Origin of the sequence: Microbacterium sp. ER1, assembly GCF_023383675.1 — a bacterium.
GTDB lineage: Bacteria > Actinomycetota > Actinomycetes > Actinomycetales > Microbacteriaceae > Microbacterium.
Map to the genome: position 1 here is coordinate 1 of NZ_QCXO01000005.1, position 26,529 is coordinate 26,529.

General features: G+C 71.0%; 21 protein-coding genes. 6 read left to right on the forward strand and 15 right to left on the reverse strand.

What is annotated here, in order from left to right:
* Positions 1–384: 384 nt before the first annotated feature.
* The 3 genes from BV453_RS00405 to recQ form a co-directional block, all read right to left on the reverse strand.
* A complete protein-coding gene (locus BV453_RS00405; RefSeq protein ID WP_249520581.1) occupies positions 385–1,431 on the reverse strand; it encodes an NAD(P)-dependent alcohol dehydrogenase in 1,047 nt (348 codons plus the stop codon).
* Positions 1,432–1,529: 98 nt separating this feature from the next.
* Positions 1,530–3,593, reverse strand: a complete 2,064-nt coding sequence (locus tag BV453_RS00410) for an acyl-CoA dehydrogenase (RefSeq protein ID WP_126894291.1) — start codon at positions 3,591–3,593, stop codon at positions 1,530–1,532.
* A gap of 236 nt (positions 3,594–3,829) precedes the next feature.
* Positions 3,830–5,857: a DNA helicase RecQ gene (gene recQ, locus BV453_RS00415; RefSeq protein WP_249520582.1), complete on the reverse strand. Its 2,028-nt coding sequence runs from the start codon at positions 5,855–5,857 to the stop codon at positions 3,830–3,832.
* A gap of 105 nt (positions 5,858–5,962) precedes the next feature.
* On the opposite strand from recQ, the gene BV453_RS00420 reads away from it, so the two are divergent.
* Both BV453_RS00420 and BV453_RS00425 read left to right on the forward strand, forming a co-directional pair.
* Complete coding sequence (locus tag BV453_RS00420) at positions 5,963–6,331, forward strand: GNAT family N-acetyltransferase (RefSeq protein ID WP_249520583.1); 369 nt, start codon at positions 5,963–5,965, stop codon at positions 6,329–6,331.
* Entirely contained in the window at positions 6,328–7,245 is a 918-nt protein-coding gene (locus tag BV453_RS00425; protein ID WP_249520584.1) for a pirin family protein, read from the forward strand. The genes BV453_RS00420 and BV453_RS00425 overlap by 4 nt, the downstream gene beginning before the upstream one ends.
* A gap of 652 nt (positions 7,246–7,897) precedes the next feature.
* On the opposite strand, the gene BV453_RS00430 is transcribed toward BV453_RS00425, so the two are convergent.
* The 7 genes from BV453_RS00430 to BV453_RS00460 form a co-directional block, all read right to left on the reverse strand.
* Entirely contained in the window at positions 7,898–9,355 is a 1,458-nt protein-coding gene (locus tag BV453_RS00430) for a cation acetate symporter (protein ID WP_085604875.1), read from the reverse strand.
* Positions 9,352–9,726: a hypothetical protein gene (locus BV453_RS00435; RefSeq protein ID WP_025104664.1), complete on the reverse strand. Its 375-nt coding sequence runs from the start codon at positions 9,724–9,726 to the stop codon at positions 9,352–9,354. Before BV453_RS00435 ends, BV453_RS00430 begins: the two co-directional genes overlap by 4 nt.
* Positions 9,723–10,442, reverse strand: a complete 720-nt coding sequence (locus BV453_RS00440; protein WP_025104665.1) for a LytTR family DNA-binding domain-containing protein — start codon at positions 10,440–10,442, stop codon at positions 9,723–9,725. Before BV453_RS00440 ends, BV453_RS00435 begins: the two co-directional genes overlap by 4 nt.
* 8 nt (positions 10,443–10,450) lie before the next feature.
* Positions 10,451–11,632, reverse strand: coding sequence for a sensor histidine kinase (locus BV453_RS00445; protein WP_249520585.1), 1,182 nt, complete (start codon positions 11,630–11,632; stop codon positions 10,451–10,453).
* A 110-nt stretch (positions 11,633–11,742) separates the two neighbouring features.
* Positions 11,743–11,988, reverse strand: coding sequence for a YbdD/YjiX family protein (locus BV453_RS00450; protein ID WP_081811614.1), 246 nt, complete (start codon positions 11,986–11,988; stop codon positions 11,743–11,745).
* 1 nt (position 11,989) lies between these two features.
* Positions 11,990–14,275, reverse strand: a complete 2,286-nt coding sequence (locus BV453_RS00455) for a carbon starvation CstA family protein (protein ID WP_249520586.1) — start codon at positions 14,273–14,275, stop codon at positions 11,990–11,992.
* A gap of 226 nt (positions 14,276–14,501) precedes the next feature.
* Positions 14,502–17,687 carry a S8 family peptidase gene (locus BV453_RS00460; protein ID WP_249520587.1) on the reverse strand — a complete coding sequence of 1,062 codons (3,186 nt, stop codon included), beginning with the start codon at positions 17,685–17,687 and terminating at the stop codon, positions 14,502–14,504.
* A gap of 175 nt (positions 17,688–17,862) precedes the next feature.
* Here BV453_RS00460 and BV453_RS00465 point away from each other — a divergent pair, with 175 nt between their 5' ends.
* The 4 genes from BV453_RS00465 (at position 17,863) to BV453_RS00480 (ending at position 21,954) form a co-directional block, all read left to right on the forward strand.
* Positions 17,863–18,408, forward strand: coding sequence for an ECF transporter S component (locus BV453_RS00465; protein ID WP_249520588.1), 546 nt, complete (start codon positions 17,863–17,865; stop codon positions 18,406–18,408).
* Positions 18,409–18,488: 80 nt separating this feature from the next.
* Positions 18,489–20,156: an ABC transporter ATP-binding protein gene (locus BV453_RS00470; protein ID WP_249520589.1), complete on the forward strand. Its 1,668-nt coding sequence runs from the start codon at positions 18,489–18,491 to the stop codon at positions 20,154–20,156.
* Complete coding sequence (locus tag BV453_RS00475; protein ID WP_249520590.1) at positions 20,153–20,971, forward strand: energy-coupling factor transporter transmembrane component T; 819 nt, start codon at positions 20,153–20,155, stop codon at positions 20,969–20,971. The genes BV453_RS00470 and BV453_RS00475 overlap by 4 nt, the downstream gene beginning before the upstream one ends.
* A gap of 11 nt (positions 20,972–20,982) precedes the next feature.
* A complete protein-coding gene (locus tag BV453_RS00480) occupies positions 20,983–21,954 on the forward strand; it encodes a siderophore-interacting protein (protein ID WP_308195644.1) in 972 nt (323 codons plus the stop codon).
* Between the two features lie 2 nt (positions 21,955–21,956).
* Here the strand turns inward: BV453_RS00480 and BV453_RS00485 are convergent, their stop codons facing one another.
* The 5 genes from BV453_RS00485 to lsrF are packed head-to-tail and all read right to left on the reverse strand — an operon-like array spanning position 21,957 to position 26,464.
* Positions 21,957–22,892 (reverse strand): carbohydrate ABC transporter permease, encoded by a 936-nt coding sequence (locus BV453_RS00485; protein WP_126894281.1) that lies wholly within the window; start codon positions 22,890–22,892, stop codon positions 21,957–21,959.
* A 2-nt stretch (positions 22,893–22,894) separates the two neighbouring features.
* A complete protein-coding gene (locus BV453_RS00490; protein WP_249520591.1) occupies positions 22,895–23,800 on the reverse strand; it encodes a carbohydrate ABC transporter permease in 906 nt (301 codons plus the stop codon).
* Positions 23,801–23,829: 29 nt separating this feature from the next.
* Positions 23,830–25,155 carry an ABC transporter substrate-binding protein gene (locus BV453_RS00495; protein ID WP_249520592.1) on the reverse strand — a complete coding sequence of 442 codons (1,326 nt, stop codon included), beginning with the start codon at positions 25,153–25,155 and terminating at the stop codon, positions 23,830–23,832.
* Between the two features lie 47 nt (positions 25,156–25,202).
* A complete protein-coding gene (locus BV453_RS00500; RefSeq protein WP_126894278.1) occupies positions 25,203–25,577 on the reverse strand; it encodes a cupin domain-containing protein in 375 nt (124 codons plus the stop codon).
* The gene (gene lsrF, locus BV453_RS00505; RefSeq protein ID WP_062766181.1) at positions 25,574–26,464 is read right to left on the reverse strand and encodes a 3-hydroxy-5-phosphonooxypentane-2,4-dione thiolase; all 891 of its coding nucleotides are present in this window, start codon (positions 26,462–26,464) and stop codon (positions 25,574–25,576) included. Before lsrF ends, BV453_RS00500 begins: the two co-directional genes overlap by 4 nt.
* Between the last annotated feature and the right edge of the window lie 65 nt (positions 26,465–26,529).

Sequence of the window (26,529 nt, forward strand, 5' to 3'; positions counted from 1 at the left end):
TCCCGCCCCGACGCCCACCTCCAACGGGGGATCGAAAAGGGCCCTTCGACGCAGATCCGCGGCACCTTTCCCATCCCACACCGACCGCGGAGGCAGCGGACCGAGGTCCTCCGTGACGGATCAGGAAGGCGCCTCGGACGGACCGGACGGAACGGGCCGGGCGGAAAGACCGGAGCGCTCCGGGCAGCTCGGACGGGACCGGGGTCAAAAGGGTCCCTCGTGTGAGCACCAGAGGTGCGCTTCTGATCCCGCACCGGACGGGAGCGGGAGCGAGACGGGAGTGTGAACGGGAGCGGGACGGAAACCGCTCCTCAGGCAGGCACCGGGGGCGCGCTTTTGATCCGGCACCGGGTGAGGCGGGGACGGACCGGGACGGGGACGGGGTCAGTCGGCGAAGGTGGCGGCGTCGATGACGAAGCGGTAGCGGACGTCGGACGCGAGGACACGCTCGTACGCGTCGTTGATGGCCGACGCGGGGATGACCTCGATCTGCGCCGTGATGCCGTGCTCCGCGCAGAAGTCGAGCATCTCCTGGGTCTCCCGGATGCCGCCGATGTTCGAGCCGGCGATGGAGCGTCGTCCGGCGATCAGCGACCCCGCGTTCAGAGCGAGGGCCTCCGCCGGAGCACCGACGCACACGATGGTGCCGTCCACGTCGAGCAGCCCGAGGTAGGAGCGGAGGTCGATGACGGCGCTCACGGTGTTGAGGATCACGTCGAAGGAGCCCCTCAGGTCGCGGAAGGTGTCGCGGTCGCCCGTCGCGAAGTAACGGTCGGCGCCGAGGCGGAGGCCGTCGTCCTGCTTCCCGAGCGTCTGCGACAGCACGGTCACCTCCGCGCCGAGGGCATGCGCGATCTGCACGCCCATGTGACCGAGGCCGCCGAGTCCGACCACCGCGACGCGCGCGCCGGGGCCGACCTTCCAATGCCGCAGCGGCGAGTACGTGGTGATGCCCGCGCACAGCAGCGGAGCCGCCGCGTCGAGGGGCAGGGCGTCCGGGATCCGCAGCACGAAGTCCTCGGTGACGACGACCTGCTCGGAGTAGCCGCCCTGGGTGATCGTGCCGTCGCGGTCGACCGCTCCGTAGGTGCCGACGGCGCCCTGCGTGCAGAACTGCTCGTCGCCGCGGAGGCAGTACACGCACTCCCGGCACGAGTTCACCAGGCAGCCGACACCGACGCGGTCGCCGAGGGCGTGCTTCGTGACCTCGGACCCCACCGCGGCGACCGTTCCGGTGATCTCGTGTCCGGGGGCGAGCGGGTACTGCTGCGGACCCCAGTCTCCGCGCACGGTGTGGATGTCGGAGTGGCAGATGCCGGCGAAGGCGATGTCGATGAGGATGTCGTGCGGGCCCAGCTCCCGGCGCTCGATGACGGTCTTCTCGAGCGGGGCGGCTTCGGCGGGGGCGGCGTAGGCGGTGACGGTCGACATGATGCTCCTCGGGTCGGTACTCGCCGAGACTATCCGCCGGCGTCGATGAATCCGCTGTCCGGCGGGCCCGGGCCGTCGGTACGGCCCGGGCCGACCGCTCAGCGCTTCTGCCGCTTGAGGGTCTTCTCCAGGACGGGAGCCTGACCGGTCGCCTCGAGGTCGGCGTAGTACGCGCGGGCTTCATCCTGCCGCTGCTTCTCCGCACCGCTCGCGATGGGAGCCCGCACGTGCTCGGGCTCGTAGCCGAACGCGTCCACGAGGTCGAGCGCGTACGGACGCAGGCGCGCGCACAGCCGATCGATGTAGCTCGACACCGCCGCCGCCCGCTGGGTGGAGAGCCGCCCGTGGATGAGGTGCCAGGCGAGGTGCTTCTCGATGAGCTGCAGGCCGAAGAGGTCCCGCAGCCAGGTCATGACCTTCTTCGTCTCGGCATCGTCCATCGCGTGGACGGCGTCGGTGAAGGCCTCCCACTGCAGCAGCTCGCCGTGCGCCCTGGCCGCCTCGATGAGCTCGGCCTGGTTCTCGTTGAACAGCCGCGCCCCGAGCACCTTGTCCTTGCCGGCGGCACGCAGCCGGGTCGCGATGTCGGCGACCATCTGCTGCACGCGGCCCGCGAGGAGGTCGTGCTGCTGCTCCTCGCGCAGTCCGCGCTCCACCGACCGGGCGACCTGACCGAAGTCGGTCACCGCCTGGCCGAGCTGACGGAGGCCTGCCCCGTGGAACAGCTTGCCGGCCGTCATGCCGACGGCGTAGCGCGCGAGCGCCGCGGCGTCCTTGCCCTGGAACTGCTTCGCGTAGTCGGTCAGCAGCCGCTTGCCGACGAGCTGGAGCAGGACGTTGTTGTCGCCCTCGAACGTGACGTAGATGTCGAGGTCGGCGCGGAGTCCGACGAGCCGGTTCTCGAACATGAAGCCGGCACCGCCGCACGCCTCGCGGGCCTCCTGCAGGGTGTCGAGCGCGTGCCAGGTCGACAGCGGCTTGAGCGCGGCCGCGAGCGTCTCCAGGTCTTCCCGGTCGTCCGGGGTGTCGGTGCGACCGGAGAAGACGCCGTCGAACTTCTGCAGGAACTCGTCGTGCGCGAAGATCTGCGCGTACGTGGTGGCCAGGCGCGGGAGCAGACGGCGCTGGTGCTTGCCGTAGTCCATCAGCACGACCTCCTGCCCGTCCGCCCCGTCGAACTGGCGACGCTGCGTGGCGTAGGTGATCGCGATGTGCAGGCCGAGCGCGGAGGCCCAGGAGGCGGCGCCGTCGAGCGAGACGCGTCCCTGCACGAGGGTGCCGAGCATCGTGAAGAAGCGGCGGCCGGGGCTGTCGATCGCGCTGGAGTAGGTGCCGTCCGCAGCGACATCGCCGTAGCGGTTCAACAGGTTCGTGCGCGGGATACGCACCTGGTCGAAGGAGAGACGGCCGTTGTCGATGCCGTTCAGTCCACCCTTGAGACCGTCGTCCTCGCGACCGATGCCCGGCAGATCCACGCCGTCCTCGCCGCGCAGGGGCACGTAGAAGCAGTGCACGCCGTGGTTGACGCCGTTCGTGATGAGCTGGGCGAAGACCGTCGCCGCGATGCCATGCAGCGCCGCGTTGCCGAGGTACTCCTTCACAGCTCCGCGGAACGGCGTGTGGATGACGAACTCCTCCGTCTCCGGGTCGTACGTGGCGGTGGTGCCGACCGCGGCGACGTCGGAGCCGTGCCCGATCTCGGTCATCGCGAACGCGCCGGGGATCGACAGGTCCATGACACCGGGGAGCCACCTGTCGTGGTGCTCCTTCGTGCCGAGCTGCAGGATCGCGGAGCCGAAGAGCCCCCACTGCACACCCGACTTGATCTGCAGGCTCGGGTCGGCGGCCACGAGCTCCTCGAACCCGGCGATGTTGCCGCCGTTGTTCTCCTCGCCGCCGAAGCGCTTCGGGAACGCCCGGTGCACCGCCTTGTTGTCGACGAGGAGGTGGAGCTGGCTGAGCACGCGCTCGCGGTGGTCGTCCTTGCCGAGCTCGTCCTTCCGCCAGAACGCGGAGTCCTTGATCATCTCGCGGGCCTGGCGGCGCACGTCGCCCCAGGTGCCCATGAGGGCGTCGTTCAGGCGGGCGACATCGATCCGCGGGGCGGTCGCGCTCTCGCGCGGGTCAGGTGTCGTCGAAGGGCGGACGGCGGCGTCGACCATGAGCGTTCCTCTCGGAGAGACGAAAGTGGATGCCTCTCATGGTAGGTGTGCGACAAAACCGCACGAAGTCCCCTGTCCGCATCCTCCAACGCCTGGGCGCCCCGTCCGCGCCCGTCGTTGTCGGCTCGCGACAGGTTCCCCGTTCGGAGCTCCGTCGACCCACCCCGTTCCGTGCTTCCCGGCCCCCTGCGAGCGTCCGCAAAGGGGTGGCTCGCGCGGAAGGGGGTGGGTCGGGGTCAGGAGGCGGCGATGACGGCGAGAACGCCGTCGCCGTAGGCCTCGCGCTTCTTCGCACCGATGCCGGTGATGCCCTCGAGGTCGGCGTGCGAGGTCGGCCGATGCTCCGCCAGCGCACGGAGCGTGGCGTCGCCGAAGACGATGTACGCCGGGACGCCCTTTTCCCTGGCGGTCTCGGCGCGCCAGGCCCGCAGCGCCTCGAACAGCTCCCGGTCTCCGGCGTCGAGGGCGTCGGCGGCACTCGCCTTCCGGGCGCGGGACGGCGACGACGGGCGTCCGATCGTGTCTTTCCGAAGCGGTACCGCGGTCTCGCCGCGCAGCACCCCGGCCGCGGCCTCTCCGGGTGCGAGTGTGCCGTAGTCGCCCTGCGCGACGAGGATGCCCCGGGCGAGGAGCTGGCGCACCACGCTGCGCCAGTCCTGGTCGGAGAGGTCGGCGCCGATGCCGTAGGTCGCGAGGGCGTCGTGCCCCTGCTGGCGGATGCGCTCGGTCGAGGCCCCGCGGAGGATGTCGATGAGGTGGCCCGCGCCGAAGGCCTGATTCCGCTCCCGCTTGAGACGCACGATCGTGGACAGCAGCTTCTGTGCGGGGACGAGCCCGTCGAAGGTCGCCGTGTCGTCGAGGCACGTGTCGCAGTTGCCGCACGGCTGCGAGTCCTGGCCGAAGTACCCGAGGAGGTTCTGCCGGCGGCACTCCACCGTCTCGCACAGCGCGAGCATCGCATCGAGGTGCTGCCCCATGCGCATCTTGAACGTGCGGTCGCCGGGACTCTGATCGATCAGTCGGCGCTGCTGCACGACGTCGCCGAGCCCGTACGCCATCCATGCCACGGACGGCTCGCCGTCGCGGCCGGCGCGGCCCGTCTCCTGGTAGTACCCCTCGACCGACTTCGGCAGATCGATGTGGGCGACGAAGCGCACATCGGGCTTGTCGATGCCCATGCCGAACGCGATGGTCGCCACCATCACCACGCCGTCTTCACGGAGGAAGCGCGACTGGTTCGCCGCCCGCAGCTCGGCGGGCAGACCGGCGTGGTACGGCAGCGCGTCGAGACCCTGCGCGGCGAGATAGGTCGCCGTCTGCTCGACGGACTTGCGGCTGAGCGCGTAGACGATGCCCGCCGCCCCCTCGGGCTGCGACCGGATGAACTGCACGAGCTGCTTGCGCGGATCGACCTTCGGGACGATGCGGTACTGGATGTTGGGGCGATCGAAGCTCGCCACGAAGTGCTTCGCCGCGTCGAGGTGCAGGCGCTCGGTGAGCTCCTTGTGCGTGGCCCGCGTCGCGGTGGCGGTCAGGGCCATGCGGGGGACGCCGGGGAACCGCTCGCCCAGGTCGCCGAGCGCGAGGTAGTCCGGCCGGAAGTCGTGGCCCCACTGCGACACGCAGTGCGCCTCGTCGATGGCGATGACACTGAGCGTGCCGCGCTGCAGGAGGGAGGTGGTCTGCGCGCTCGACAGCCGCTCCGGGGCGACGTAGATGAGGTCGAGCTCTCCGGCGACATAAGCGCGCTCGACCTCGCGGCGCTCCTCGATCGACTGGGTGGAGTTGAGGTACGCGGCCTTCACACCGTTGGCGCGCAGCGCGTCGACCTGGTCGTGCATGAGCGCGATGAGCGGGCTGATGACGAGTCCGGTGCCTTCGCGCACGAGAGCGGGCACCTGGTACGTGATGCTCTTGCCGCCGCCGGTGGGCATCAGGACGACGGCGTCGCCGCCGCCGATGACCTGCTCGACGATGGCCGCCTGGTCGCCGCGGAAGTCGTCGTAGCCGAAGACGGTGTGCAGTGCCTCGCGGGCCGTCGCATACCGGCTGGGTGTGGCGCGGCGGACGGTCGGCGCGGTGGTCACCGCGGTCGTCGGACCCGGACCCCAGTCGAGGGGCGGCTCGAAGCCCGCGCCCTGCGGCTCCCAGTCCATCGGCTCCGGCGGCTCGGTCGGCTCCCACCCGTCGTCCCAGGGCTGGTCGGATGCCGCGTCCGGCTCGGGGATCCATCCGTCGTACGGATCGCGGGGAGTCTGCGGCATCCCTCCAGCGTAATCACCCCGACGGACAGCGGCACGGCAACGTCCACAGGCCCGCACCGTCGATCCCGGGCGTAGGTTGGTTCCAGACGCCGGAAGGAGCATCCGATGACCGACATCACCGTGACCCGCAACGACGAGGCCTCCCGCTACGAGATCCGTTCCGATGACGTGCTGGCCGGGTTCGCCGAGTTCGACACCCGCCCCGGCGCGATCCGCTTCCTGCACACGGAGATCGACCCGGCTTTCCAGGGCCAGGGCCTGGCCGGGAAGCTCGCCGCGGCGGCACTGACCGACGTGGCGTCGACGGGCGACGCGATCGTGCCGCTCTGCCCGTACATCGCGAAGTACCTCCAGACGCACGAGGTGCCCGGCGCCGAGATCCGCTGGCCGCAGCGCCCGGGCTCGACGGCGGACGCCCCGGTGCAGAAGGAGTCGACCGGCGCGGACGAGGACCCCACGGGCAGGGCGGAATGATCGGGCAGCGCCGCCTCGTCCTCGAACCCCGGGCGGTGCCGCTCGGCGGTGTGCGCGGCATGGAGGTGCTCCGGGTGCTGCCGCATCGCAACCTCCCCACCATCGGCGCGTGGTGCTTCCTCGACAGGTTCGGCCCGGCCGAGACCCGGATGCGCGTCGAGCCGCATCCGCACATCGGTCTGCAGACGGTGACCTGGCCGCTGGTCGGCGAGATCCGGCACCGCGATTCGCTGGGCAGCGATGCCGACCTCCGGCGCGGTCAGCTCAACCTCATGACGGCGGGCAACGGCATCTCGCACTCGGAGTACTCCATCGGCGACGAGCCCGTTCCGCTCGATGCGCTGCAGTTCTGGGTCGTGCTCCCGGAGTCCGCGCGCCACGGGGACGGCGGCTTCGAGCGGCACACCGACCTGCCGATGACGACCCTTCCGGCCGCGACCGGATCGGACGCCACGGCCACGGTCGTGCTCGGCGAGTTCGCGGGCGTGCGCTCGCCGGCGACCGTGCACACGCCGATCGTCGGGGCGGAGATCGTCGTGCCGGCCGGGACCACGGTCCGCCTGCCGCTGCGGCCGGAGTGGGAGCACGCGCTGCTCCTCGTCGAGGGCGACGCCGCCGTCCCCGAGCACGCGATGACCCGCAACGACATGCTCTACCTCGGCGATTCCCGCGACGGCGTCGAGGTGACCAGCAGTGAGGGCGGCTTGCTGTTCCTCCTCGGGGGTGAGCCGTTCGAGGACGAGATCGTCATGTGGTGGAACTTCGCCGGGCGCTCCCACGACGAGATCGCCGCCGCCCGCGAGGACTGGGAGGCCGCATCCCCCCGGTTCGGCGTCGTCGAGGGGCACGACCAGCGCATCCCCGCGCCGCCGCTCCCCCCGGTGCGTCTGATGCCGCGCAGCCGCACCCTCTGACCCTCCCGCACAGGCACTCCCGCCGATTCAGGCACTCCCGCACAGGCACTCCCGCCGATTCAGGCACTCCCGCTGATTCAGGCACTCGCCACCCTCCATGCCTGTTCTCACGTCACTGCCTGCCCTCGCGCGCAATCCCGCTGACGCGTCCGAACAGGCACCCACGCCAGTTCAGGCACCCACGCCAGTTCAGGCACTCCTGATCCTCCCTGCCTGTTCTCACGCCACTGCCTGCCCTCGCGCGCAACCTCGCTGACGCACCAGCACAGGCATCCACACCAGAACAAGCACTCCCGCCAAAACAGGCACTCCCCACCCTCCCTGCCTGTTCTCACGCCACTGCCTGCCCTCGCGCGCGACCTCGCTGACGCGCCGGTTCAGGCACTGGCGCCAGTTCAGGCACTCGCCCCAGTTCAGGCACCCACGCCAGTTCAGGCACCCACGCCAGTTCAGGCACCCACGACAGTTCAGGCACCCACGACAGTTCAGGCACCCACGCCAGTTCAGGCGCTCCTGGTGCTCCCTGCCTGTTCTCGCGCTAGTGCCTGCCGCCGCGCTGGAGCTCGCGCCGGCTCAGGCTCGATGGGCTTTCACCTGCCTGAACCCGCGCGACCGCCTGTTCCAGGAAGCAGGACAGGAGGCAGAAGCAGACTCAGGCGCGGTCGGGGGTGTGCACGCGGGCGAGGAAGCGGTCCGTGCGGGGTGAGGGCCCACGAGGGTCGAGCAGCGACACGGCGACCGTGACCCCGGTCGCCAGCGGTATCGTCCAGGCGGCGGGCTGCGCGAGGTAGGGCGCCGCGACGCCGACCCCGTCCACCGCGGCGTGCACGAGCAGGGCGAGCCCGGTCGCGACGCCGCCGCACACCATGCCCGCGACCGCCCCGCGCGCGGTGAGGCCACGCCACCACACACCCAGCAGCACCACGGGCGAGAGCGTCGACGCCGCCACGACGAACACCACCCCCACGCTCGACACGAGCCCCGCGGGAACCGTGAGCAGCGCGACCCCCAGCGGCACGAGCGCGCACAGCACCGCGGACAGCCGGAAGGAGCGCACGGAGCCGGAGAAGACGTCCTGGCTGATGACCCCTGCGAGCGAGACCACGAGTCCGGCCGAGGTCGCCAGGAACGCGGCGAAGGCCCCGGCGACGATGAGGGCCGTCAGCAGCTCACCCGCGGGCCCGGGGAACACCCGCGACGGGAGCTGCAGCACCACGGTGTCGGCGATCCCCGGCTGCGCGAGGTCCGGGGCGGCGATCCGCGCCAGGAGCCCCATCGCGCTCGACACGGCGTAGAACGCGCTCACCATGGCGATGACGATCACGGTGGTCCGCCGCGCGGAGGCTCCGGTCGGGCTCGTGTAGAACCGCACCAGGACGTGCGGCAGCCCCATCGTGCCGAGGAGCAGGGCGAGCAGCAGCGACGCGGTCTCGTAGGCGTCGAAACCGGACGGCCCGGCCTCGGCGGGGAAGACGAGCGCGGGATCGAAGTCGTGCGGGCCGCCGCTCAGGGCGAACGCGATGCACACCACCGGCACGAGGAGCGCGGTGAGCTTGAGCCAGTACTGAAACGCCTGCACGAAGGTGATCGCGCGCATGCCGCCCGCGGCGACCGCCGCCGCCACGAGCACCGCGATCGTCACGGCGCCGACCCACTCCGGCAGCCCGGCGACCACGACGAGCGTGATGCCCGCGCCGTGCAGCTGCGGCACGATGTAGAGCCAGCCGATGATGAGGACCGCGAGGCTGGTGACACGGCGCGCGGCGGTCGAGTCGAGCCGGGCCTCGACGAAGTCGGGGATCGTGTACGCCCCGCTCCGGCGCAGGGGCGCGGCCACGAACACGAGCACGAGCAGGTACCCCGCGGCGTACCCGATGGGGAACCAGAAGCCGCGGGCGCCGTCCAGCAGCACGAGCCCGGAGAGGCCGAGGAAGGTGCCCGCGGAGAGGTACTCGCCGCTGATGGCCGAGGCGTTCCAGACCGGGCGCACCGTCCGCGACGCCACGAAGAAGTCGCTCGTCGTGCGCGACACGCGCAGCCCGTACACGCCGATGAGGAGGGTGGCGATCACGACCAGGGCGACCCCGACGAGGTCGAGCACGGCGTTCACTCGCGGTCCCGCAGGGCGCGGTACCGCCGCTCGTTGCGGACCGCCGTGCGCACATACAGCACCGCGAACACGAGGATCACCGGGTAGAACGCGAAGGCCTGGAGCAGCCACGACAGCGGCAGCCCGCCGAGGACGACGGCGTCGACCTCGGGGATGAGCGCGATCCCGAGCGCCAGGGCGACGACGACCACCACGAAGCCGGCGACGGTGCCCAGCGCGAGCCGGAGCTGGCTGCGCATCAGGGCACGGGCGTAGACGGCATCGGCCTCCGCGACCGGTGCGCCGGGCAGCGCGATCCCCCGCGTGGCGGCGGCGGAGCGGCGCGGCGGGGTGTCCGCGGTGACCCGCACCCGCTTCGGCGCCTCGGTCATCCGGTTCCCTCCCCCCGCACGAGCGCCTCCCGCACCGTCGCGACGAGCCTTCTGCTCACCGGCAGCACGGCCGTGCCGACGACGACGCCGGGTTCCCCACCCGACAGCCGCGCCTCGGTCACCGCGGCGATCCGGACGAGCGTGGAACGGTGGATGCGGAGGAATCCCGCCGGCGCCCACCGGGCCTCGAGCTCGGAGAGCGGGATGCGCACGAGGTGGCCGGGCCCGTCGTCCTCCGTGTGCAGCCGCGCGTAGTCGCCCTGCGCCTGTACCCAGCGCACGTCGCTGCGCCGGACGAACCGCACGGACGCGCCCACGGTCACCGGCAGCACCTCGTCCTCGCCGCGCGGTGCGGCCTCCTGCTCGATCACCCGGTCCACGGCGCTGCGCAGGCGTTCCCGCCGGACCGGCTTGAGGAGGTAGTCCGCCGCGCGCAGCTCGAACGCCTCGACCGCACGGGCCTCGTCGGCGGTGACGAAAACGACCGCGGGCGGCTCCGCGAGACCGAGGAGCGCGCGGGCGAGCTCGGTGCCGAGCAGGCCCGGCATGTGGATGTCGAGGAACGCGATCCGCACCGCACGCGCGGAGAGCTGACGCAGCGCGTCGGCACCGTTTGCCGCGGTGAGGATCTCGCCGATGCGCGGGTCGGCACGCAGCAGGTGCACGAGCTCATCGAGGGCCGGCTGCTCGTCGTCGGCGACGAGGACGTCGATCATGCCGCTCCTCAGTCGTCGTCCGGGTCGTGGAGGGGCTGCGATTTCGGGACTCGCATGCGCACCAGGGTACCCGCGCCGGCGTTGGTCTCGACGACCAGACCGCCCCCGCTGCCGTAGACCTGGCGGAGGCGGCTGTCGACGTTCCGCAGGCCCACGTGACCACCCTCCTCGCGCGCCGTGAGCAGCGCGCGCAGGCCGTCCGGGTCCATGCCCACGCCGTCGTCCTCGACGAGGATCTCGGTGTGCGTGCCGTCGTCGCGGGAGGTGATGCGGATCTCGCCGCCGCCCTCCCCCGGCTCCAGGCCGTGCCGCACGGCGTTCTCCACGAGCGGCTGCACGGAGAGGAAGGGGATGACCGTCGCGAGCGTCTCCGGCGCGATCTGCAGCGTCACCCGCAGGCGATCGCCGAACCGCGCGCGCTCCAGTTCGAGGTAGGAGTGGATGCTGCCCAGCTCCTCCGCGAGCGTGGTGAACTCCCCGTGCCGGCGGAAGGAGTAGCGGGTGAAGTCGGCGAACTCGAGCACGAGGTCCCGGGCCCGGTCGGGGTCGGTCGTGATGAACGAGGCGATCGCGGTGAGGGCGTTGTAGATGAAGTGCGGGGAGATCTGGGCACGCAGAGCCCGGAGCTCCGCCTCGGCGAGCTGGGTGCGGGAGGCCTCGAGTCCGCCGAGCTCGACCTGCGCCGCGCACCAGTCGGCCACCTCCTCCGCCGCCCGCACGAGGGCGGCCCGCACCGGGGACGCGAAGGCGACGACCACCCCGACCGTCACCCCGTCGACGAGGATGGGCGCGCCGACCGCCTCCAGGTCGTCCGTCCGCGAGGGCGCGGGGAACACCTGCCGCCGCCCCGACCCGCGCACCTGGGCGGCGATGCGCACGGCGGCGGATTCGAGCCCGTCCGCGGCGCCGTCGAGGGTGACCGTGTCGTCCTCGCCGACGATGGCGACCGCGGCGCTGCCCAGCAGAGCCCGCAGGTGCCGGGCGGCCTTGACGGCATCCGGCCCGGTCAATCCGCCGCGGAGGTGCGGAGCGGCGAGACTCGCCTGGTGCAGCGCCCGCAGTGCCCCCTGCTCCGCCTCGCTGCCGAGGTCGGCCGAGCCGCGCGCGAACCGCCGGGCGAGCAGCAGCAGCGCCGTGAGGGCGATGCCGCCGAGCGCGCCGAGGATCGCGGCGAGGACGACGTCGTTCATGCGCTCAGCCTAGGGACGCGCAGGCAGGCTCAGCGACCCGCGCTTCGACGGGCTCAGCGACCCACCTTGGGTCCCTGAGCCTGTCGAAGGGCCCCGAGCCTGTCGAAGGGTCAGCAGCAGCGGGCACCGGGATTGCGGTCCTGGTCGTCCATCCGCTGACGCCAGAACTGCCGCTCCGTCAGCGGCTCCTCGTCCGGATGATGCCGACGGTGATGGGCGACGTACGTGGCGTACGCGGTGTCGCCCATCAGCGTCGTCATGTACCAGCGGATGCCGCGGCCGACCCGGCCGAGGGCGCTCCACAGCGCCCGCAGCGGGGAGGTCGCGGCATCCGTCCGATCCACCGTGGAGGTCATCTCAGTGCCGTGCCGCCGCGCGCTCTTCGGCGAGGATCGGCTCCCACTGCTTCTCCAGCTCGCGCTCCTCCGCGTCGGGGAGGAACCCGGCCGGGGCGAAGCGGCGCGAAGCGACGGGCGGGTCCTCGGTGTTCTCGCCGCCGCCGTTGCGGATCGCCTTCACGGTCGCGATGACGGCCATGACGATGACGATGATCGCGAGCACCACGAAGATGATCGACAGCGTGCCCTGCACCGCGGTGTTGCGGATGACGGCCTGCAGCACCTCCGGCGCGCCGAGCGTGGTGTCACCGGAGTTCAGCGCCTCCAGGTAGCGGAAGTGGTTCGCCCAGTATCCGATCGCCGGCACCGGCGAGAAGATCTTGTAGAGCGAGGCCGTGATAGTGACGACCGCGGTGAACGCGAGCGGCAGCGCGATGATCCACAGCCACCGGAAGTAGCTGCGACCGCGCTTGGCGACGATGGCCAGCACCACGGCGAGCGCGATCGCCGCGAGGAGCTGGTTCGCGATGCCGAACAGCGGGAAGAACGTGTTGATGCCGCCGAGCGGGTCGGTGACGCCGAGGATGAGGATCGCTCCCCAGCCGGCCACCATGATGGCGGTGCAGATCCACACCCCGGGACGCCAGGAGACGTCGCGGAACTTCGGGAACCAGGCGCCGATCGAGTCCTGCAGCATGAAGCGGGCGACCCGGGTTCCGGCGTCCACCGCCGTGAGGATGAACAGGGCCTCGAACATGATCGCGAAGTGGTACCAGAACGCCATCAGCGCCTGTCCGCCGAGGGCTTGCTGCATGATGTGCGCGAGGCCGAGCGCGAGCGTCGGAGCCCCACCGGTGCGCGAGACGATCGACTCCTCGCCGACCGCCGCCGCCGTGCCGGTGAGCATGTCGGGCGTGAGGTTCACCCCGGTCAGCCCGAGCGAGTTCACGAAGGCGACCGCTCCCTCCACGGTGCCCCCGGTCGCGGCGGCCGGGGCGTTCATGGCGAAGTAGATGCCCTGGTCGATCGAGATCGCGGCGACGAGGGCCATGATCGCGACGAACGACTCCATGAGCATGCCGCCGTAGCCGATGAACCGGGTCTGCCGCTCCTTCTCGACGAGCTTCGGGGTCGTGCCCGACGCGATCAGCGCGTGGAATCCGGACAACGCGCCGCACGCGATCGTCACGAAGAGGAAGGGGAAGAGCGGACCGGCGAACACCGGGCCCATGCCGTTCTCGCCGAAGATGCTGACCGCGGGGACCGAGATCTCCGGACGCACGAGGACGATCGCGCCGGCGAGCATCACGATGACGCCGATCTTCATGAACGTGGAGAGGTAGTCGCGGGGTGCGAGCAGCAGCCAGACCGGCAGCACCGCGGCGATGAAGCCGTAGATGATGATGCCCCACGCGATCGTGGTGCGGTCGAGGTGGAAGAGCGCCTGACCCCACTCGGTGCCGGCGACCCAGCCGCCGCCGATGATGGCGGCCATGAGCAGCACGAAGCCGATGATCGAGACCTCGGTCACCTTGCCCGGGCGCAGGTAGCGCAGGTACACGCCCATGAAGAGGGCGATCGGGATGGTCATCGCGACGGAGAAGACGCCCCACGGGCTCTCGCCGAGGGCGTTCACGACGACGAGCGCGAGGATCGCGACGATGATGAGCATGATGAGCAGCGAGGCGATGATCGCCGCGGTGCCGCCGATCTTGCCGAGCTCCTGCCGCGCCATCTGGCCGATGGTCCGGCCGCCGCGCCGCATCGAGAAGAAGAGGACCGTGTAGTCCTGCACGGCTCCCGCGAGCACGACGCCCACGATGATCCAGATGGTGCCGGGGAGGTACCCCATCTGCGCCGCGAGCACGGGGCCGACCAGGGGTCCGGCGCCGGCGATGGCGGCGAAGTGGTGACCGTAGAGCACCCGGCGGTCGGTGGGGACGTAGTCCTTGCCGTCCTGCTTCACCTCGGCGGGCGTGGCCCGGCGGTCGTCGGGGCGGGTGATGTACCGCTCGATGACCTTGGAGTAGAAGCGATAGCCGATCAGGTAGGTGCACACGGCGGCGAACACGAACCAGATCGCGTTCACGGTCTCGCCGCGCACGATGGCGAGCATCACCCAGGCGACGCCGCCGAGGAGGGCGATGGCCGTCCACAGCAGGATCTTCGGCAGGGTCCAGCGGCGGCTCTTCGCCTCGTGCTCCGCGGAGAGGGCGACGGGTGGGAGGTTCGGGTCGGTCTCGATGACGGGGTCGTCGTCGACGAGCCCGGCGCCGTCGCGGCGGCGCGACGAAGGTGCGGTCATGGGGTTCTCCTCTGGGGGCGCATCATTGCGTCTCCCCACGGTAGGGAGGGCGCCCCGCCGTCATGCCCGGATCCGAGGACGCTGCGACGAGCGGCGGGGGTCGTGCGACGAACGGAGGGCCGGACGATCTGCGCCCCGGCACGTCTGCACGACCCGGAGACGACGGCACGGCCGCACGAGGGATTCCCTCGTGCGGCCGTGACCGGGTCGTGCGACCGTTCCCGGATCACCCGGGGGCGTCGGTCTCCGGAGGCGCGGTCGGCTCCGGAGTCGGCCCCGGCGTCGGGGTCGGATCCGGGGTCGGCGTCGGCTCGGGAGTCGGCGACGGCTTCGGCGCGGGAGTCGGCGTCGGCGCGGCATCCGCGGGCGTCGTGACCGTCACCACGGTGCGCACGGCCGAGTCGCCGTACTGGACGAGTCCGAGGTAGCGGGTCCCGGCGGTCAGACCGGTCCAGCTCAGCTCGTAGCTCGTCTTCTCCCCGCGGACCGCGGCGATCGGGTTCGGCGTCGCGGTGAACGAGCCCTCCCCGTCCGGCAGCACGGAGGCGTGGGTCATGTCCCACGTCATCGGCCCGGTGGTCGCGTACACGTTCGCCACGACGAGGTAGGTGCCCGCGGTCGGTGCGGGGATCGTCACCTGCTCGTCGGCCGAGCCCGTCGCCGACTGCCAGCGCTCGTAGTAGCGCAGGTCGTCGGGGCTCACGACCCGGTAGACGGTGAGGTCGAGATCGCTGCCCTCGTCGTCGGACGAGTCGAGGTCGAAGCGCGAGAGCGTGGCACCCTCCGGCACGTCGACGATCCAGGACACGTCCTTGTTCGCGTCGCCCGAGTTCTCGTTGCCCGAGTGCCCCTCGACCGGGTTGTCCGGGTCGCTGAGGAGCTGGAACGGCGTGAGACCCGAGACGCCCAGCGCCAGATCGCCGTCGAGGCCGGGGGTGATGTCGACGGTCGTGCTGCCGTCGACGCCGCTGCCGGTGATCTCGGCCGGGGCATCCGCCGTGACCGGGAAGACCGCGATCGGCGAGCGCACCGTGTTCTTCTTGCTCGTCCAGGTGAGCGAACCCGTGGCCCACTGCTCGACCGGCGCGGTGGTGCTGTCGAACGTGACCGTGAAGGTCTTCGTCTGCCCCGGCTTGTCGAAGGAGAGCTGGGACGGCGTGACGGTGACGTTCACGCCGGGCACGGAGGCCTTCGCCGTGAACACGCCCTTCTCGGTCGAGGTGACCGAGCGGGTGACGGTCTGCGCGCTGGCCAGGGACCCGATCGAGATCGATGCCTGGTTCAGATCGCTGCCGTCGATGGGGTCGATGCCGGGGAAGTCCGACAGCCCCTTCCCGTCGAGGAACGCCGCCCAGTCTTTGAAGCCGTTCAGGTAGAGCAGACCGGGGTTCAGGAACCGCGTCGCATCGACCTGTCCGGCACCCTGCTCGAACGGGTTCGTGTTCTTCGAGCCGTCGGGCAGCACGGTGTCGGAGGCGGTCGTCATCAGGGCCGAACGGATCTCGCCCGGGGTCGCCCGCGGGTGCTCGCCGAGGTAGAGCGCACCGAGGCCCGCGATGTGCGGGGAGGCCATCGACGTCCCGGAGAGGATGCCGAAGGTCGGGTCCTCACCCGGGGCGTTGTGCGTGGCGGCGAGGATCGCCACTCCCGGAGCGGCGATGTCCGGCTTGAGGACGTCGGTGCCGTCGGCGAGGACCGGTCCGCGGCTCGAGAAGCCCGCGATCTGCGGGGTCGGCGTGGTCACACCGGTGGTGTTCTCACCGACGAGGGTGATCGGCCGATCGACGCCGCCCTGCACGTAGGCGAGCACGGCCGCACGGTGCGCGGCGTTCAGGTGCACGGTCGGCACGGCGTGGAAGTCGTTGTCGAGGGAATCCGCACCGCCGGGCACGTTCACCAGGACCATGCCGATGCCCCCGGCGTCCTTCACGACCTGGGACTTCTCCGCGCGGGCGTTGCCGCCGCGGTCGCAGACGACGATGTGTCCCGAGACCTTCGCCGGGTCGAGGGTGCCCGGCAGGCACAGCTGCGCATCCACTGCACCGGGCGCCGCGGCATCCACGGCGGCGATGGAGGGTCCCGAGACGCTGTCGCCGAACGGGACGGTCACCGAGGCCCCGGCCTGCTCGAAGCCGTCGAACTGCACGGTGCCCTCCCACGTCGGGATGGTGGAGGCGGCGACCGTCGTGTACCACGGCGAGGCGTGGTCGGCGGTGACCGGATCGGGGCCGTCGTTGCCGGCGCTGGTCGCGACGAAGACACCGGCGGCTGCGGCGTTGAGGAACGCGAGGTCTTCGGGAGCCATCACGGTGCTCGCGGCCCCGCCGCCGATCGAGTAGTTGATCACGTCGACACCGTCCGCCACGGCCTGATCGATCGCGGCCACGAGGTCGCTCAGGGCGCAGATGTCATCCGTCGTCACGGTCGTGTCCGGGCCGACGTAGCAGGCCTTGTAGGCCGCGACCTTCGCCCCGGGCGCGACACCGGAGACCGTTCCGAAGTCGACACCCTCGACCTCGGCGTCCACTCCGAAGTTGCCCGCGGCGGTGCTCGCCGTGTGCGAGCCGTGACCGTCGCCGTCGCGCGGGGAGAGGTAGTCGTACTGGAAGTCGAACCCGGCCGCCTGGGCTCCCGCGAAGAAGTACTGCCCGCCGATGAGCTTCGTCGAGTAGTCGCGCTCGTCCCAGTCCTGACCATCGACCATCGCGCCGCGGAACTGTCCGCCGTCGGACTTGTCGAAGTAGACGTAGGTGCCGTCGGTGTACGGGTCCGTGCCCTTGTGCCGACTGTTCTGCTTCTTCTGCTGCTTGAGCTTCTTGCCCTCGAACGAGGGGTGCTCGGGCGCGATGCCGGTGTCGATCACGCCGACCACGACGCCCTCGCCCGCCTTCTTCACGCCTCCGGTCTGCTGCCACACCCCACCGCGGCCCTTGCGGTCGTCGCCGAGGCCGAGGTAGTCAGTCGAGGTCTGCGCGTCGGGGTGACGGATCTCGTCCGGATACACCCCGAGGACGTCCTTCGAGGCGCGGAGCTGGTCCACCTGCTCACCCGAGAGGTCGGCGCTGAAACCGTTGAGCACCACCTGGTAGGTCGTGTCCGGGGTGACGCCGACATCGTTGATGAGGCTGCTCTGCTCGGACTCGAGGTGCTTGACGTAGCGCTGCGCGTCCTGCGACTGCGTCTCGAGCTGCTCGCCCTCGTCGGGCTTCGTCGCCTTGAGGCCCTTGACGTCGCCTTCGTAGCTGGCGAGGGGATCGGCCTTCATGATCACGATGTAGTGCCCGGGGGTCCCCGCGACCGGAACGGGGTGCGTCACCTCCCCGGTCGCTGCGTGGCCTGCGGTTGCCGTCGATGCGATGAACAGCGTCGCCAGGGTGGTGGCTGCTGCGATCCGAAGGGGTGTTCGACCCATATCTCGCTCCTGATGATCCGATGATCCCGATGCCGCGTCATCGCCGCACCGCGGCTCACGATAGCCCCGCCGTTCGGCGCCGGATCGAGAACTGAACGATGGTCGCCCTCGATCGTGCCGATCGGTCAGGATGGACGGCGGCCGACTCTCCGAATGTCGCCAGTAGGCTGGAGACGTGGCCCGAACCTCCGTCCTGTCGACCAGAGTGCTGCTGATCTGCGCGGCGATCGGTGTCGCCACGGGCATCCTCGGCGGCATCGCCGGATGGGTCACTCCCCTCCTCCTGGCCAGCCCGCTGCTGTTCCTCTACGGCCTCGTGCTGGGCTCGCACGTGCTGCCGGGCATCATCGCGCAGGAGGTGCTGCGGCTGCCGTTCGTGGCGCTCATCACGCACGTGTTCGCCGCCCTCATCGCGAGCGCCTTCAACCCGGCGTGGTCGCTGCGGTTCATCGGCACCGCGCTGCTCTTCGGCCTCATCCAGGAGGGTGTCGCCGCCCTCACCCGGTATCGCTCCTGGGGCGCCTGGCGGTTCTTCGTCTCGGCGGTCGTGATCGGCATCGTCGTGGCGGTGGCGGTGTTCTTCGCGGCGAACCTCGCGGTCATGCCGCTGTGGGCTCAGCTGCTGTACCTGACGATCTCCGTCCTCGGTCCGGTGGCCTGGACGGCGATCGGTCTCGCCATCGGTTCGGCGCTGCGCACCGCCGGGGTCGCGCGCCGCTGATCGCGCACGGGCCCCGCTGGCAGCACAGGTAAGGCTCAGCTAAGTTAGAGTCACACCCTCCGTCGAACCAGGGACGTGCCGTGCGCCCATCCGCACCCCTCCTCCGCGTGCGCGAGCTGACCCTCACCCACGCGGACGCCGCGCACCCGTCGCCCCGTGACGTGACCTTCGACATCGATCCCGGCGAGGTCGTGCTGCTGCTCGGCCCGTCCGGTTCCGGGAAGTCGACGCTCACGCTCGCCCTCAACGGGCTCATCCCGCACGCGCTCCCCGCGACGATGACCGGCACCGTCGAGGCCGGCGGCATCGGCACCACCACCGCGCACACCGCGACGCTCAGCACGCACGTCGCCATGGTCTTCCAGGATCCGGACGCGCAGATCGTCACGGGGACGGTGTACGACGAGGTGGCCTTCGGCCCGGAGAACCTCCTGCTCCCGGTGGAGGCCGTGCGCGTCCGCGTGGAGGAGGCGCTGCGGCGCGTCGGCCTGTGGGAGCGCCGCAACGACAACCCCGACCACCTGTCCGGCGGCGGGCGGCAGCGTCTCGCCATCGCCTGCGCCCTCGCGATGGGCTCTCCTCTCATCGTGCTGGACGAACCGACCGCGAACCTCGACCCGCAGGGGATCGACGACGTGTACGCGGCGCTGACCGAGGTCGTGGCCGCCGGAGACCGGGCCATCCTCCTCGTCGAGCACAACCTCGACGCCGCGATGCGCTTCGTCACGCGCACCATCGTGCTCGACCGCGAGGGCCGGGTGGTCTTCGACGGTCCGGCGGCCGAGACCATCCGCGCGCACGCCGACGAGCTCGTGGCGATGGGGGTCTGGCTGCCCGCCGCGACGCTCGCCGCGCTCCGCCTCCGCGACCGGGGGATCGTCCTCGACCCGCTGCCGCTGACGCACGAGGCGCTGGCCGCCGCACTGCCTCCCGGCCCCGGCGCCGCGTCCTCGGTGCCGGTCGGCGACCCTCGCCCCGCCGACCGGGAGCCCATCATCCGGGCCCGCGGCCTGACCGTGACCCGGCGCCGCACCGAGATCCTGCACGGGGTCGACCTCGACATCGCCGCCGGGAGCCTCACCGCGATCGTCGGGGCGAACGGGGCGGGCAAGACGACGCTGATCCAGGCTCTCGCCGGGGTCGTGCCGCCGCCGAGAGGTCGGGTCTCCGTCGACGGCATCGACCCAGGGACGGCCTCGCCTCGGGAGCTCGCGGCGCGCATCGGCTTCGTGTTCCAGAACCCGGAGCACCAGTTCATCGCCGCCACCGTGTTCGACGAGCTCGCCCACGGGCTCCGGCTGCGCCAGGTACCGGACGACGAGGTCCGCACGCGGGTGGCGGAGATGCTGGAGCGGTTCGGGCTGACGCACAAGGCCGACGTGCATCCGTTCCTCCTCTCCGGCGGCGAGAAGCGACGGCTCTCGGTGGGCACCGCCCTCATCACCCGTCCCCCCGTCCTCGCCCTCGACGAGCCCACGTTCGGACAGGACCGGGCCAGGGCCGCCGAGCTCCTGCACCTGCTGGAGAGCCTGCGGGCGGACGGCACGACCGTGGTCATCGTCACGCACGACCTGCAGCTCGTCGCCGAGCACGCCACCGACACGGTCGTCCTCGCCGACGGGCGGGTGCGGGCCGCCGGTCCGACGGCGGCACTGTTCGCCGATCCCGCGATCCTCCCCTCCGCCGGCCTGCGCGTCCCCGCGTTGCAGCGTGTGCTCACCGCAGCCGGGTGGGAGGTGTCGCCATGACGATGACCACGCTCGATCCGTACGCGCCGCTCACGGCCACCTCGCGGCGGCAGTTCCTCTACGGCCTCAACCCGCTGGCGAAGGTCGCCGGGTTCGCCCCCGCCATGCTGCTCCTCGTCTTCGTGCGGGACCTGGCCACCCCCGCCGCCTTCCTCGTGCTCGCTTACGCCCTCATCCTCGTCGGGGCGCGGGTGACGGGGCGCCTCCTCGCGCTGCTCCTGCTCGGTCTGCCCGCGGGCATGGTCGCGATCGGCGTCGGCTTCTCGCTGTGGGTCGACGCGGCCCTGGTCGCCGACACCACCCCCGTCGTGACGATCGGCGACTGGACCCTCTACGGCGGCGCCCTCCTCATCGGCTTCGCCACGGCGCTCCGGCTCGGATCGATCGTCGCGCTCGCGCTCGTCGGCGGCCTCACCACCAGCGGCTCCGATCTCGTGCGTGCGAGCGTGCAGCAGCTGCGCGTGCCGTACCGCATCGGGTACACGGCCCTGGCCGCCTTCCGCTTCGTGCCCCGGTTCGGGCACGAGCTCGCCGTCATCCGCGCCGCGCACCGGGTGCGCGGTTACCACGGCGGCCGCGGCCCCTTCGCACGGATCGCCCGCGGCTGGGGGTACATCGTCCCCCTGCTCGCGGGTGCCATCCGGCATGCGGAGCGCGTCGCCCTCGCGATGGACTCCCGGGCGTTCGGTGCGCATCCGACACGGACCGAGCGGCACCTCGTGCCGTTCCGCACGAGGGACACCGTCTTCACCGTGGTCATGCTCGCCGTATCGGCCGCGATCTTCGTCCTCTTCTTCCCCTGGCAGCTCCCCTGAAAGGCGCCCGCATGGCATTCAGCAAGATGGTCAAGCCGGAGACGGCCGAGCTCCTGCACCTCACTGTGCTCCGCACCGAACGGCTCGCGCCGCACTGGGTGCGGGTGACCCTGGGCGGCGGCGAGATCGACCGCTTCCGTCCGATGGGCTACGACCAGTGGTTCCGGCTGTTCCTGCCGATCGGCGGGGAGGCCGGACTGGAGCGGGTGCCCGCCAAGGCGAACCGGATGTTCGGGTATCTGAAGTTCCTCCGCATCCCCGACGGCGAGCGCCCCGTGATGCGCAACTACACCGTGCGCGCGTACCGCCCGGCCACGCCCGAGACCGGCGCCGAGCTCGACGTCGACTTCGTGCTGCACGGCTCGGCGGCCGACGGCACCGCCGGGCCGGCCTCCCGATGGGCGGAGACCTGCGCCCCCGGCGAGCACGTCCTCATCATCGACGAGGGCCTGACATTCAACCCCGAACGGGGCACCGACCGGGTGGTGCTCGTGGGCGACGAGACCGCCCTTCCCGCGATCGCGTCGATCAGCGCCTCCCTGCCGGCCGACGCCGCGGGCACAGCGATCATCGAGGTCCCGTCCGCGGAGGACGCCCTGGAGTTCGCGCATCCGTCGGGGCTCGACGTGGTGTGGATCGTACGGCCGCACGAGATCCCGCCCGGGGTTCTCGCCCTGGACGCCCTCGGCAGGACGGCACTCCCCGACGCTCCGTTCCACGCGTACGCGGCCGGCGAGCAGTCCCTGGCCTCCGGCGTCCGCAAGCAGCTCGTCGGCGAGCGCGGCGTGGACAAGAACGCCGTCAGCTTCTGCGGCTACTGGAAGATCGGCGCCGCCTCCCCCCGCCTCGAAGGCCGCCCGCGAGGCCGCCGCCGAGCCCCTCGCCTGAGGCCGGGCACAGCTTCGGAGACAGGGCACGACACGCCGGGGCGGAAGAGGCCGCCCCGGCGCGTCGTCGGGAATCTCCGAAGTTGTGCCCGCTGACCTTACTTCACACTGCCCTGCGTGAGCCCGCCGACGAGCCACTTCTGCAGGAACAGCGCCAGCAGGTAGATCGGGATCAGCCCGGAGAGGCTCGCGGCGGCCATCTGCCCGAACATCACCTCTCGACCGCCCTGCATGAGCGCGATGCCCACGGGGAGCGTCTGGGAGTCCACGCTCTGCGTGAGCAGCAGCGGGATGAGGAAGTCGTTGTACGCGAGGATGAAGACGATGATCGACACCGCCACGATGCCCGGGGCCGTGAGCGGCAGGATCACCGCCCAGAGGGTGCGCAGCGGACCGCATCCGTCGATCTGCGCCGCCTCGTCGACCTCGAACGGGATCGAGCGGAAGAACCCGTCGAGCAGCCACACCGCCACCGGCGTGAGCAGCAGACCCTCGACGATGCCCAGCCCGATCACCGAGTCCATGAGCCCCGCGGTGCGCACCAGGACGAAGAGCGGGATGATCGCCACGATCGGCGGGGCGACGTACGCCGAGACGATGAGCCCGAGGGTCTGCTTCCCGCCGGCACGCAACCGGGCCATCGCGTAGTTCGCCGGGATCGCCACGAGCAGCGACACGACCACCGCCCCGACCGCCGCACCGATCGAGTTGCGGAGGTAGGTGAGGATCGGCCAGTTCTCGAACGCGGCCACCCAGTTCTCGAACGCGAGACGAGACGGGAGGATGCGCGTGGACAGGATGTCGTCCGGGCTCTTGAACGACATGCTCACCATGTACAGCACGGGCAACAGCGCGAGGACGATCGCGACGATGATGACGACGGCCTTCACCGCCGTGACGGTGACGGACGGCCGGCCGGGCCGGGAGATGCTCGCGGTCCGACGGCGCCGCTGGCGACGGCGGGCGTCGGGAACCACCAGCGTGACGGTCGCGCTCTCGTCGACCCGATCCGTGGAGCGGAGTGTGAGCGACATGGTCAGCCCTCTCTGTGCAGCCGCTGCCGCACGGCGTTGAGCGGCAGGATGACGATGGTGACCAGCACCAGGAAGGCGATGGTCTGCGCGGCGGCGGCGCCGACGTCGAACGTCTGCAGCCCGGTCCGATAGATCTGGTAGCTGCTGACGGTGGTGTCGAAGCCCGGCCCGCCGCTGGTCATGATGAACACGAGGTCGAAGACCTTGAACGAGACGACGAGCTTGAGCAGCAGCACGGTGATGAGGCTCGGGAGCACGAGCGGGAACGTGATGCGCCAGAACGTCTGCCACACCCCGGCACCGTCGACCTGGGAGGCCTCGTACACCTCGGTCGGCAGGGTCTGCAGCGCGGCGAACACGAGCAGCACGCAGAACGGCGTCCACTGCCAGGCGTCCACCAGGATCACGGAGATCATCGCCGCGGGGCTGGAGCCGAGGAACAGGAACGGCTCGGACCCGGGCGCGAACGACTGCCCGATGTTGTTGAGCAGTCCCCCGGTCGGGGCCAGCATGAGCTTCCAGATGACGCCCGCCATCACCGGCGGTGTCATCAGCGGCAGCAGGAGCAGCACCCGGATGACGCGGCCGCCCTTGACCGCGGCGTCCAGCGACAGGGCGACGACCAACCCTGCCACGAGCGCGATCAGGGCGGAGGGGATGGCGAAGAGCAGCGACCTGCCGAGGGACGGGAGGGTGACCCCGTCCCCCAGCAGTGCCGCGAAGTTGTCGAACCCGACCCATTCGGTGAACGGCCGGCCCAGCGACGACTCCGAGAAGGAGGCGGCGATGATGTAGCCGAGCGGGTAGATCGCGATGATGACGATCGCGATGACGGCGGGCGCGAGCAGGGCGCGTCCCGTCCACGACGCGCGTCGGGCGCGGCGCCGGGAGGTGACGGGGTGCGACATGAGCGGTCCTTTCGGGTTCGACGAGGGGATCAGTCGGCCAGGGACTGCCAGGTGTCCCAGGTGTTCTGCATCGCCTGTTCGGCGGTGAGGCCGCCCTGCAGCATCAGCGCCAGGTTGTCGCTGAGCGACTGGATCATCTCCGGCGCCTGCGGCGAGGTCGGCCAGGACTGCGCGTTGGGCAGCACCTCGGCGGCGACCGCCGAGACCTCGGGGGCGAACTCGACGTACTCCGGGCTCTCCAGCGTGGAGGTGCGGGTGGGGTCGACACCGGAGCCGGTCGTCGTGATGAGCTTCTCGTTCGTCTCCTTCGACGAGGCGAACGCGACGAACTGCTTCGCGAGGTCCTCGTCGCTCGCGTTCGGGCTGATGCCCATCGCCCATCCCGCGTTGAGCGCTCCGGAGACCTTGCCCTCGGGGCCCACCGGCAGCGGGGCGACGCCCCAGCCGTCGACGATCTTCGACTGCTCCGGGTCCTGCGCGAACACGCCCAGGTCGGTCCAGAACTCGATCATCCCGACCGACCCGGACAGGAACTGCGGCAGCGCCTGCTCGAATCCGATCTCCAGCGGACTGGGGAGGGCCGACGGCGAGGCGTCGAGCATCGACTGCGCGGCGGCCACCGCGTACTCGGTGTCGAGCTGCGGCATCTGCGGGTCGATCGGGTCGGGCGACATCGTCGCGAGCCGGTTGAAGAACGTCGACCCGATGTTGAACGCGCTCTTCGAGCCGAGCAGCGCGTTGCCGTAGACGCCGTTCGCCTTCTCGGCGTCGGTGATCTTCTTCGAGACCTCGACGTACTCGTCCCACGTGGTCGGGACCTCGACGCCGTTCCGCTCGAAGATCGCCTTGTTGTAGAAGAGCACGTGCGTGTCGCCGTCGATGGGCAGACCGTAGGTGGCGCCCTCGTACTGCGAGTACGGTCCGAAGATCGCCTCGATGAAGTCGCCGGAGTCGATGTCCTCGTCGGACTCGACCCAGTCGGTGATGTCGGCGAGCGCCCCGGCGTCGGCGAGGGCGCCGACCGACGTGTACCAGTACTGGATGACGTCGTAGTTGTTGGTGCCGGACTGCGCGTCGAGGATCGCCTTGGTCTGGATCTGGTCGTAGGGGACGACCTCGACCTCGACCTCGACGCCGGTCTCGGCCTCGAAGTCCTTCTCGAGGATGGCCCCCGCGCCCTCCTGGGGTGCGGCGATGAGGACCTTCAGGGTCTTGTCCCCTCCGTCGCCGGAGGGGCCTCCCGCGTCCCCGCCGCAGCCGGCGAGCACGAGGCCCGCCGTGGATGCCAGGGCGATGACGGGAAGGGCACGGCGCACGAGGCGCGCGGTCGGAGAGGGGCGTCGTTGCCTGCTCATGGTGGTGTCCTTTCGATGGTTCTTCTCGGGTGAGAGGGGGGGGAACGTCAGGCGCCGGATCGGGGGTCCGGCGTCCAGGGGCGGTCGACCTTGTCGCCGTCCACCCAGGGGGTCTTGACGAAGACCGCACGGAAGGTCTCGTCGAAGGGGTTGCGGACGAAGTGCTCCTCGTGCGGCTCGGCGCGCAGCACGTCCCCGGCGGAGACGACACGGCACGTGTCGCGGTCCAGCCAGATCTCGGCGCGGCCCTCGATCACGACGAACGACTCCGTGTGGTGCTCGTGGAGGTGGTTCGCGAACTCGTCTCCCGGGCGGAGCACGACGACGCCGAAGGCCGCGTCCTCCGCCTGGGCGAGGTATCCCGGACCCCAGTCGCCGAACCGCAGTGCGGCGTCGGCGGTCCGCAGCACGTCGGCGCTCATGCCGGCACCGGGGCCTCGGTGGCCGCGCGGAACAGCTCGTACGCGTCGGCGGGGTCGAGGTCGTCGTGCACGACGGCGCGGACGGCGGTCATCATCGCGGCGGGGGCCGCGCTCTGGAAGATGTTGCGGCCCATGTCGACCCCGGCCGCCCCGGCCCGCACGGCACGGGAGGCCATGGTGAGCGCGTCGAGCTCCGGGAGCTTCTTGCCGCCCGCCATGATGACCGGGACGGGGCACCCGGCCACCACGTCCTCGAAGCCCTTCTCGCAGTAGTAGGTCTTGACCAGCTGTGCGCCGAGCTCGGCGATGATGCGCGTCGCGAGTCCGAGGTAGCGGGCGTCGCGGACCAGCTCCTTGCCCACCGCGGTCACGCCGAGCACGGGGATCCCGGCCGCGTACCCCTCGTCGACGAGGGTGGTGAGGTTGCGGATGCTGCGGCTCTCGTGCTCGCCGCCGACGAAGACCTGCACGGCCACGGCATCGGCATTGAGACGAACCGCGTCCTCCATCGCCATCGCCGTGTACTCGTCCGAGAGGTCCTTGAGGATCGAAGGTCCCCCGGAGGCGCGGAGCACGAGTCCGGCACGCGTCGCCGGCGGGAGGGAGGTGCGCAGCGCGCCTCTCGTGCCCATCAGCGCGTCCGCCTGCGCGGCGAGCGGCGCGATGTTGAGGTCGATGCGCTCGAGTCCCGACGTCGGCCCCTGGAAGTAGCCGTGGTCGAAGGCGAGCATGACCGTGCGCCCGGTCTCCGGATCGAGGATTCGGGACAGGCGGTTCTGCATGCCCCAGTCGAGGTTGGCGGCGCCACGGATGTTCTGCGTGAACCGGACGCCGGGCGTCCCGACGTGGAACTGCTTGGCGTCGGCGTTGCCGTCGAGGTCTGCCATGGAGGTCTCCTTCGTGTTGTCGTCAGCCGGCGTGGCCGACGGGCGAGAGGCGGGGGGTGGAGGGG

What these genes read in the sequence shown, in the direction of transcription:
- BV453_RS00460 (WP_249520587.1), bottom strand. Translation starts at nt 17,687, where the DNA reads ATGGGTCGAACACCCCTTCGGATCGCAGCAGCCACCACCCTGGCGACG.
- BV453_RS00410 (WP_126894291.1), bottom strand. Translation starts at nt 3,593, where the DNA reads ATGGTCGACGCCGCCGTCCGCCCTTCGACGACACCTGACCCGCGCGAG.
- BV453_RS00425 (WP_249520584.1), top strand. Translation starts at nt 6,328, where the DNA reads ATGATCGGGCAGCGCCGCCTCGTCCTCGAACCCCGGGCGGTGCCGCTC.
- BV453_RS00445 (WP_249520585.1), bottom strand. Translation starts at nt 11,632, where the DNA reads ATGAACGACGTCGTCCTCGCCGCGATCCTCGGCGCGCTCGGCGGCATC.
- recQ (WP_249520582.1), bottom strand. Translation starts at nt 5,857, where the DNA reads ATGCCGCAGACTCCCCGCGATCCGTACGACGGATGGATCCCCGAGCCG.
- BV453_RS00435 (WP_025104664.1), bottom strand. Translation starts at nt 9,726, where the DNA reads ATGACCGAGGCGCCGAAGCGGGTGCGGGTCACCGCGGACACCCCGCCG.
- BV453_RS00475 (WP_249520590.1), top strand. Translation starts at nt 20,153, where the DNA reads ATGACGATGACCACGCTCGATCCGTACGCGCCGCTCACGGCCACCTCG.
- BV453_RS00405 (WP_249520581.1), bottom strand. Translation starts at nt 1,431, where the DNA reads ATGTCGACCGTCACCGCCTACGCCGCCCCCGCCGAAGCCGCCCCGCTC.
- lsrF (WP_062766181.1), bottom strand. Translation starts at nt 26,464, where the DNA reads ATGGCAGACCTCGACGGCAACGCCGACGCCAAGCAGTTCCACGTCGGG.
- BV453_RS00450 (WP_081811614.1), bottom strand. Translation starts at nt 11,988, where the DNA reads ATGACCTCCACGGTGGATCGGACGGATGCCGCGACCTCCCCGCTGCGG.
- BV453_RS00440 (WP_025104665.1), bottom strand. Translation starts at nt 10,442, where the DNA reads ATGATCGACGTCCTCGTCGCCGACGACGAGCAGCCGGCCCTCGATGAG.
- BV453_RS00480 (WP_308195644.1), top strand. Translation starts at nt 20,983, where the DNA reads ATGGCATTCAGCAAGATGGTCAAGCCGGAGACGGCCGAGCTCCTGCAC.
- BV453_RS00495 (WP_249520592.1), bottom strand. Translation starts at nt 25,155, where the DNA reads ATGAGCAGGCAACGACGCCCCTCTCCGACCGCGCGCCTCGTGCGCCGT.
- BV453_RS00455 (WP_249520586.1), bottom strand. Translation starts at nt 14,275, where the DNA reads ATGACCGCACCTTCGTCGCGCCGCCGCGACGGCGCCGGGCTCGTCGAC.
- BV453_RS00490 (WP_249520591.1), bottom strand. Translation starts at nt 23,800, where the DNA reads ATGTCGCACCCCGTCACCTCCCGGCGCCGCGCCCGACGCGCGTCGTGG.
- BV453_RS00500 (WP_126894278.1), bottom strand. Translation starts at nt 25,577, where the DNA reads ATGAGCGCCGACGTGCTGCGGACCGCCGACGCCGCACTGCGGTTCGGC.
- BV453_RS00420 (WP_249520583.1), top strand. Translation starts at nt 5,963, where the DNA reads ATGACCGACATCACCGTGACCCGCAACGACGAGGCCTCCCGCTACGAG.
- BV453_RS00485 (WP_126894281.1), bottom strand. Translation starts at nt 22,892, where the DNA reads ATGTCGCTCACACTCCGCTCCACGGATCGGGTCGACGAGAGCGCGACC.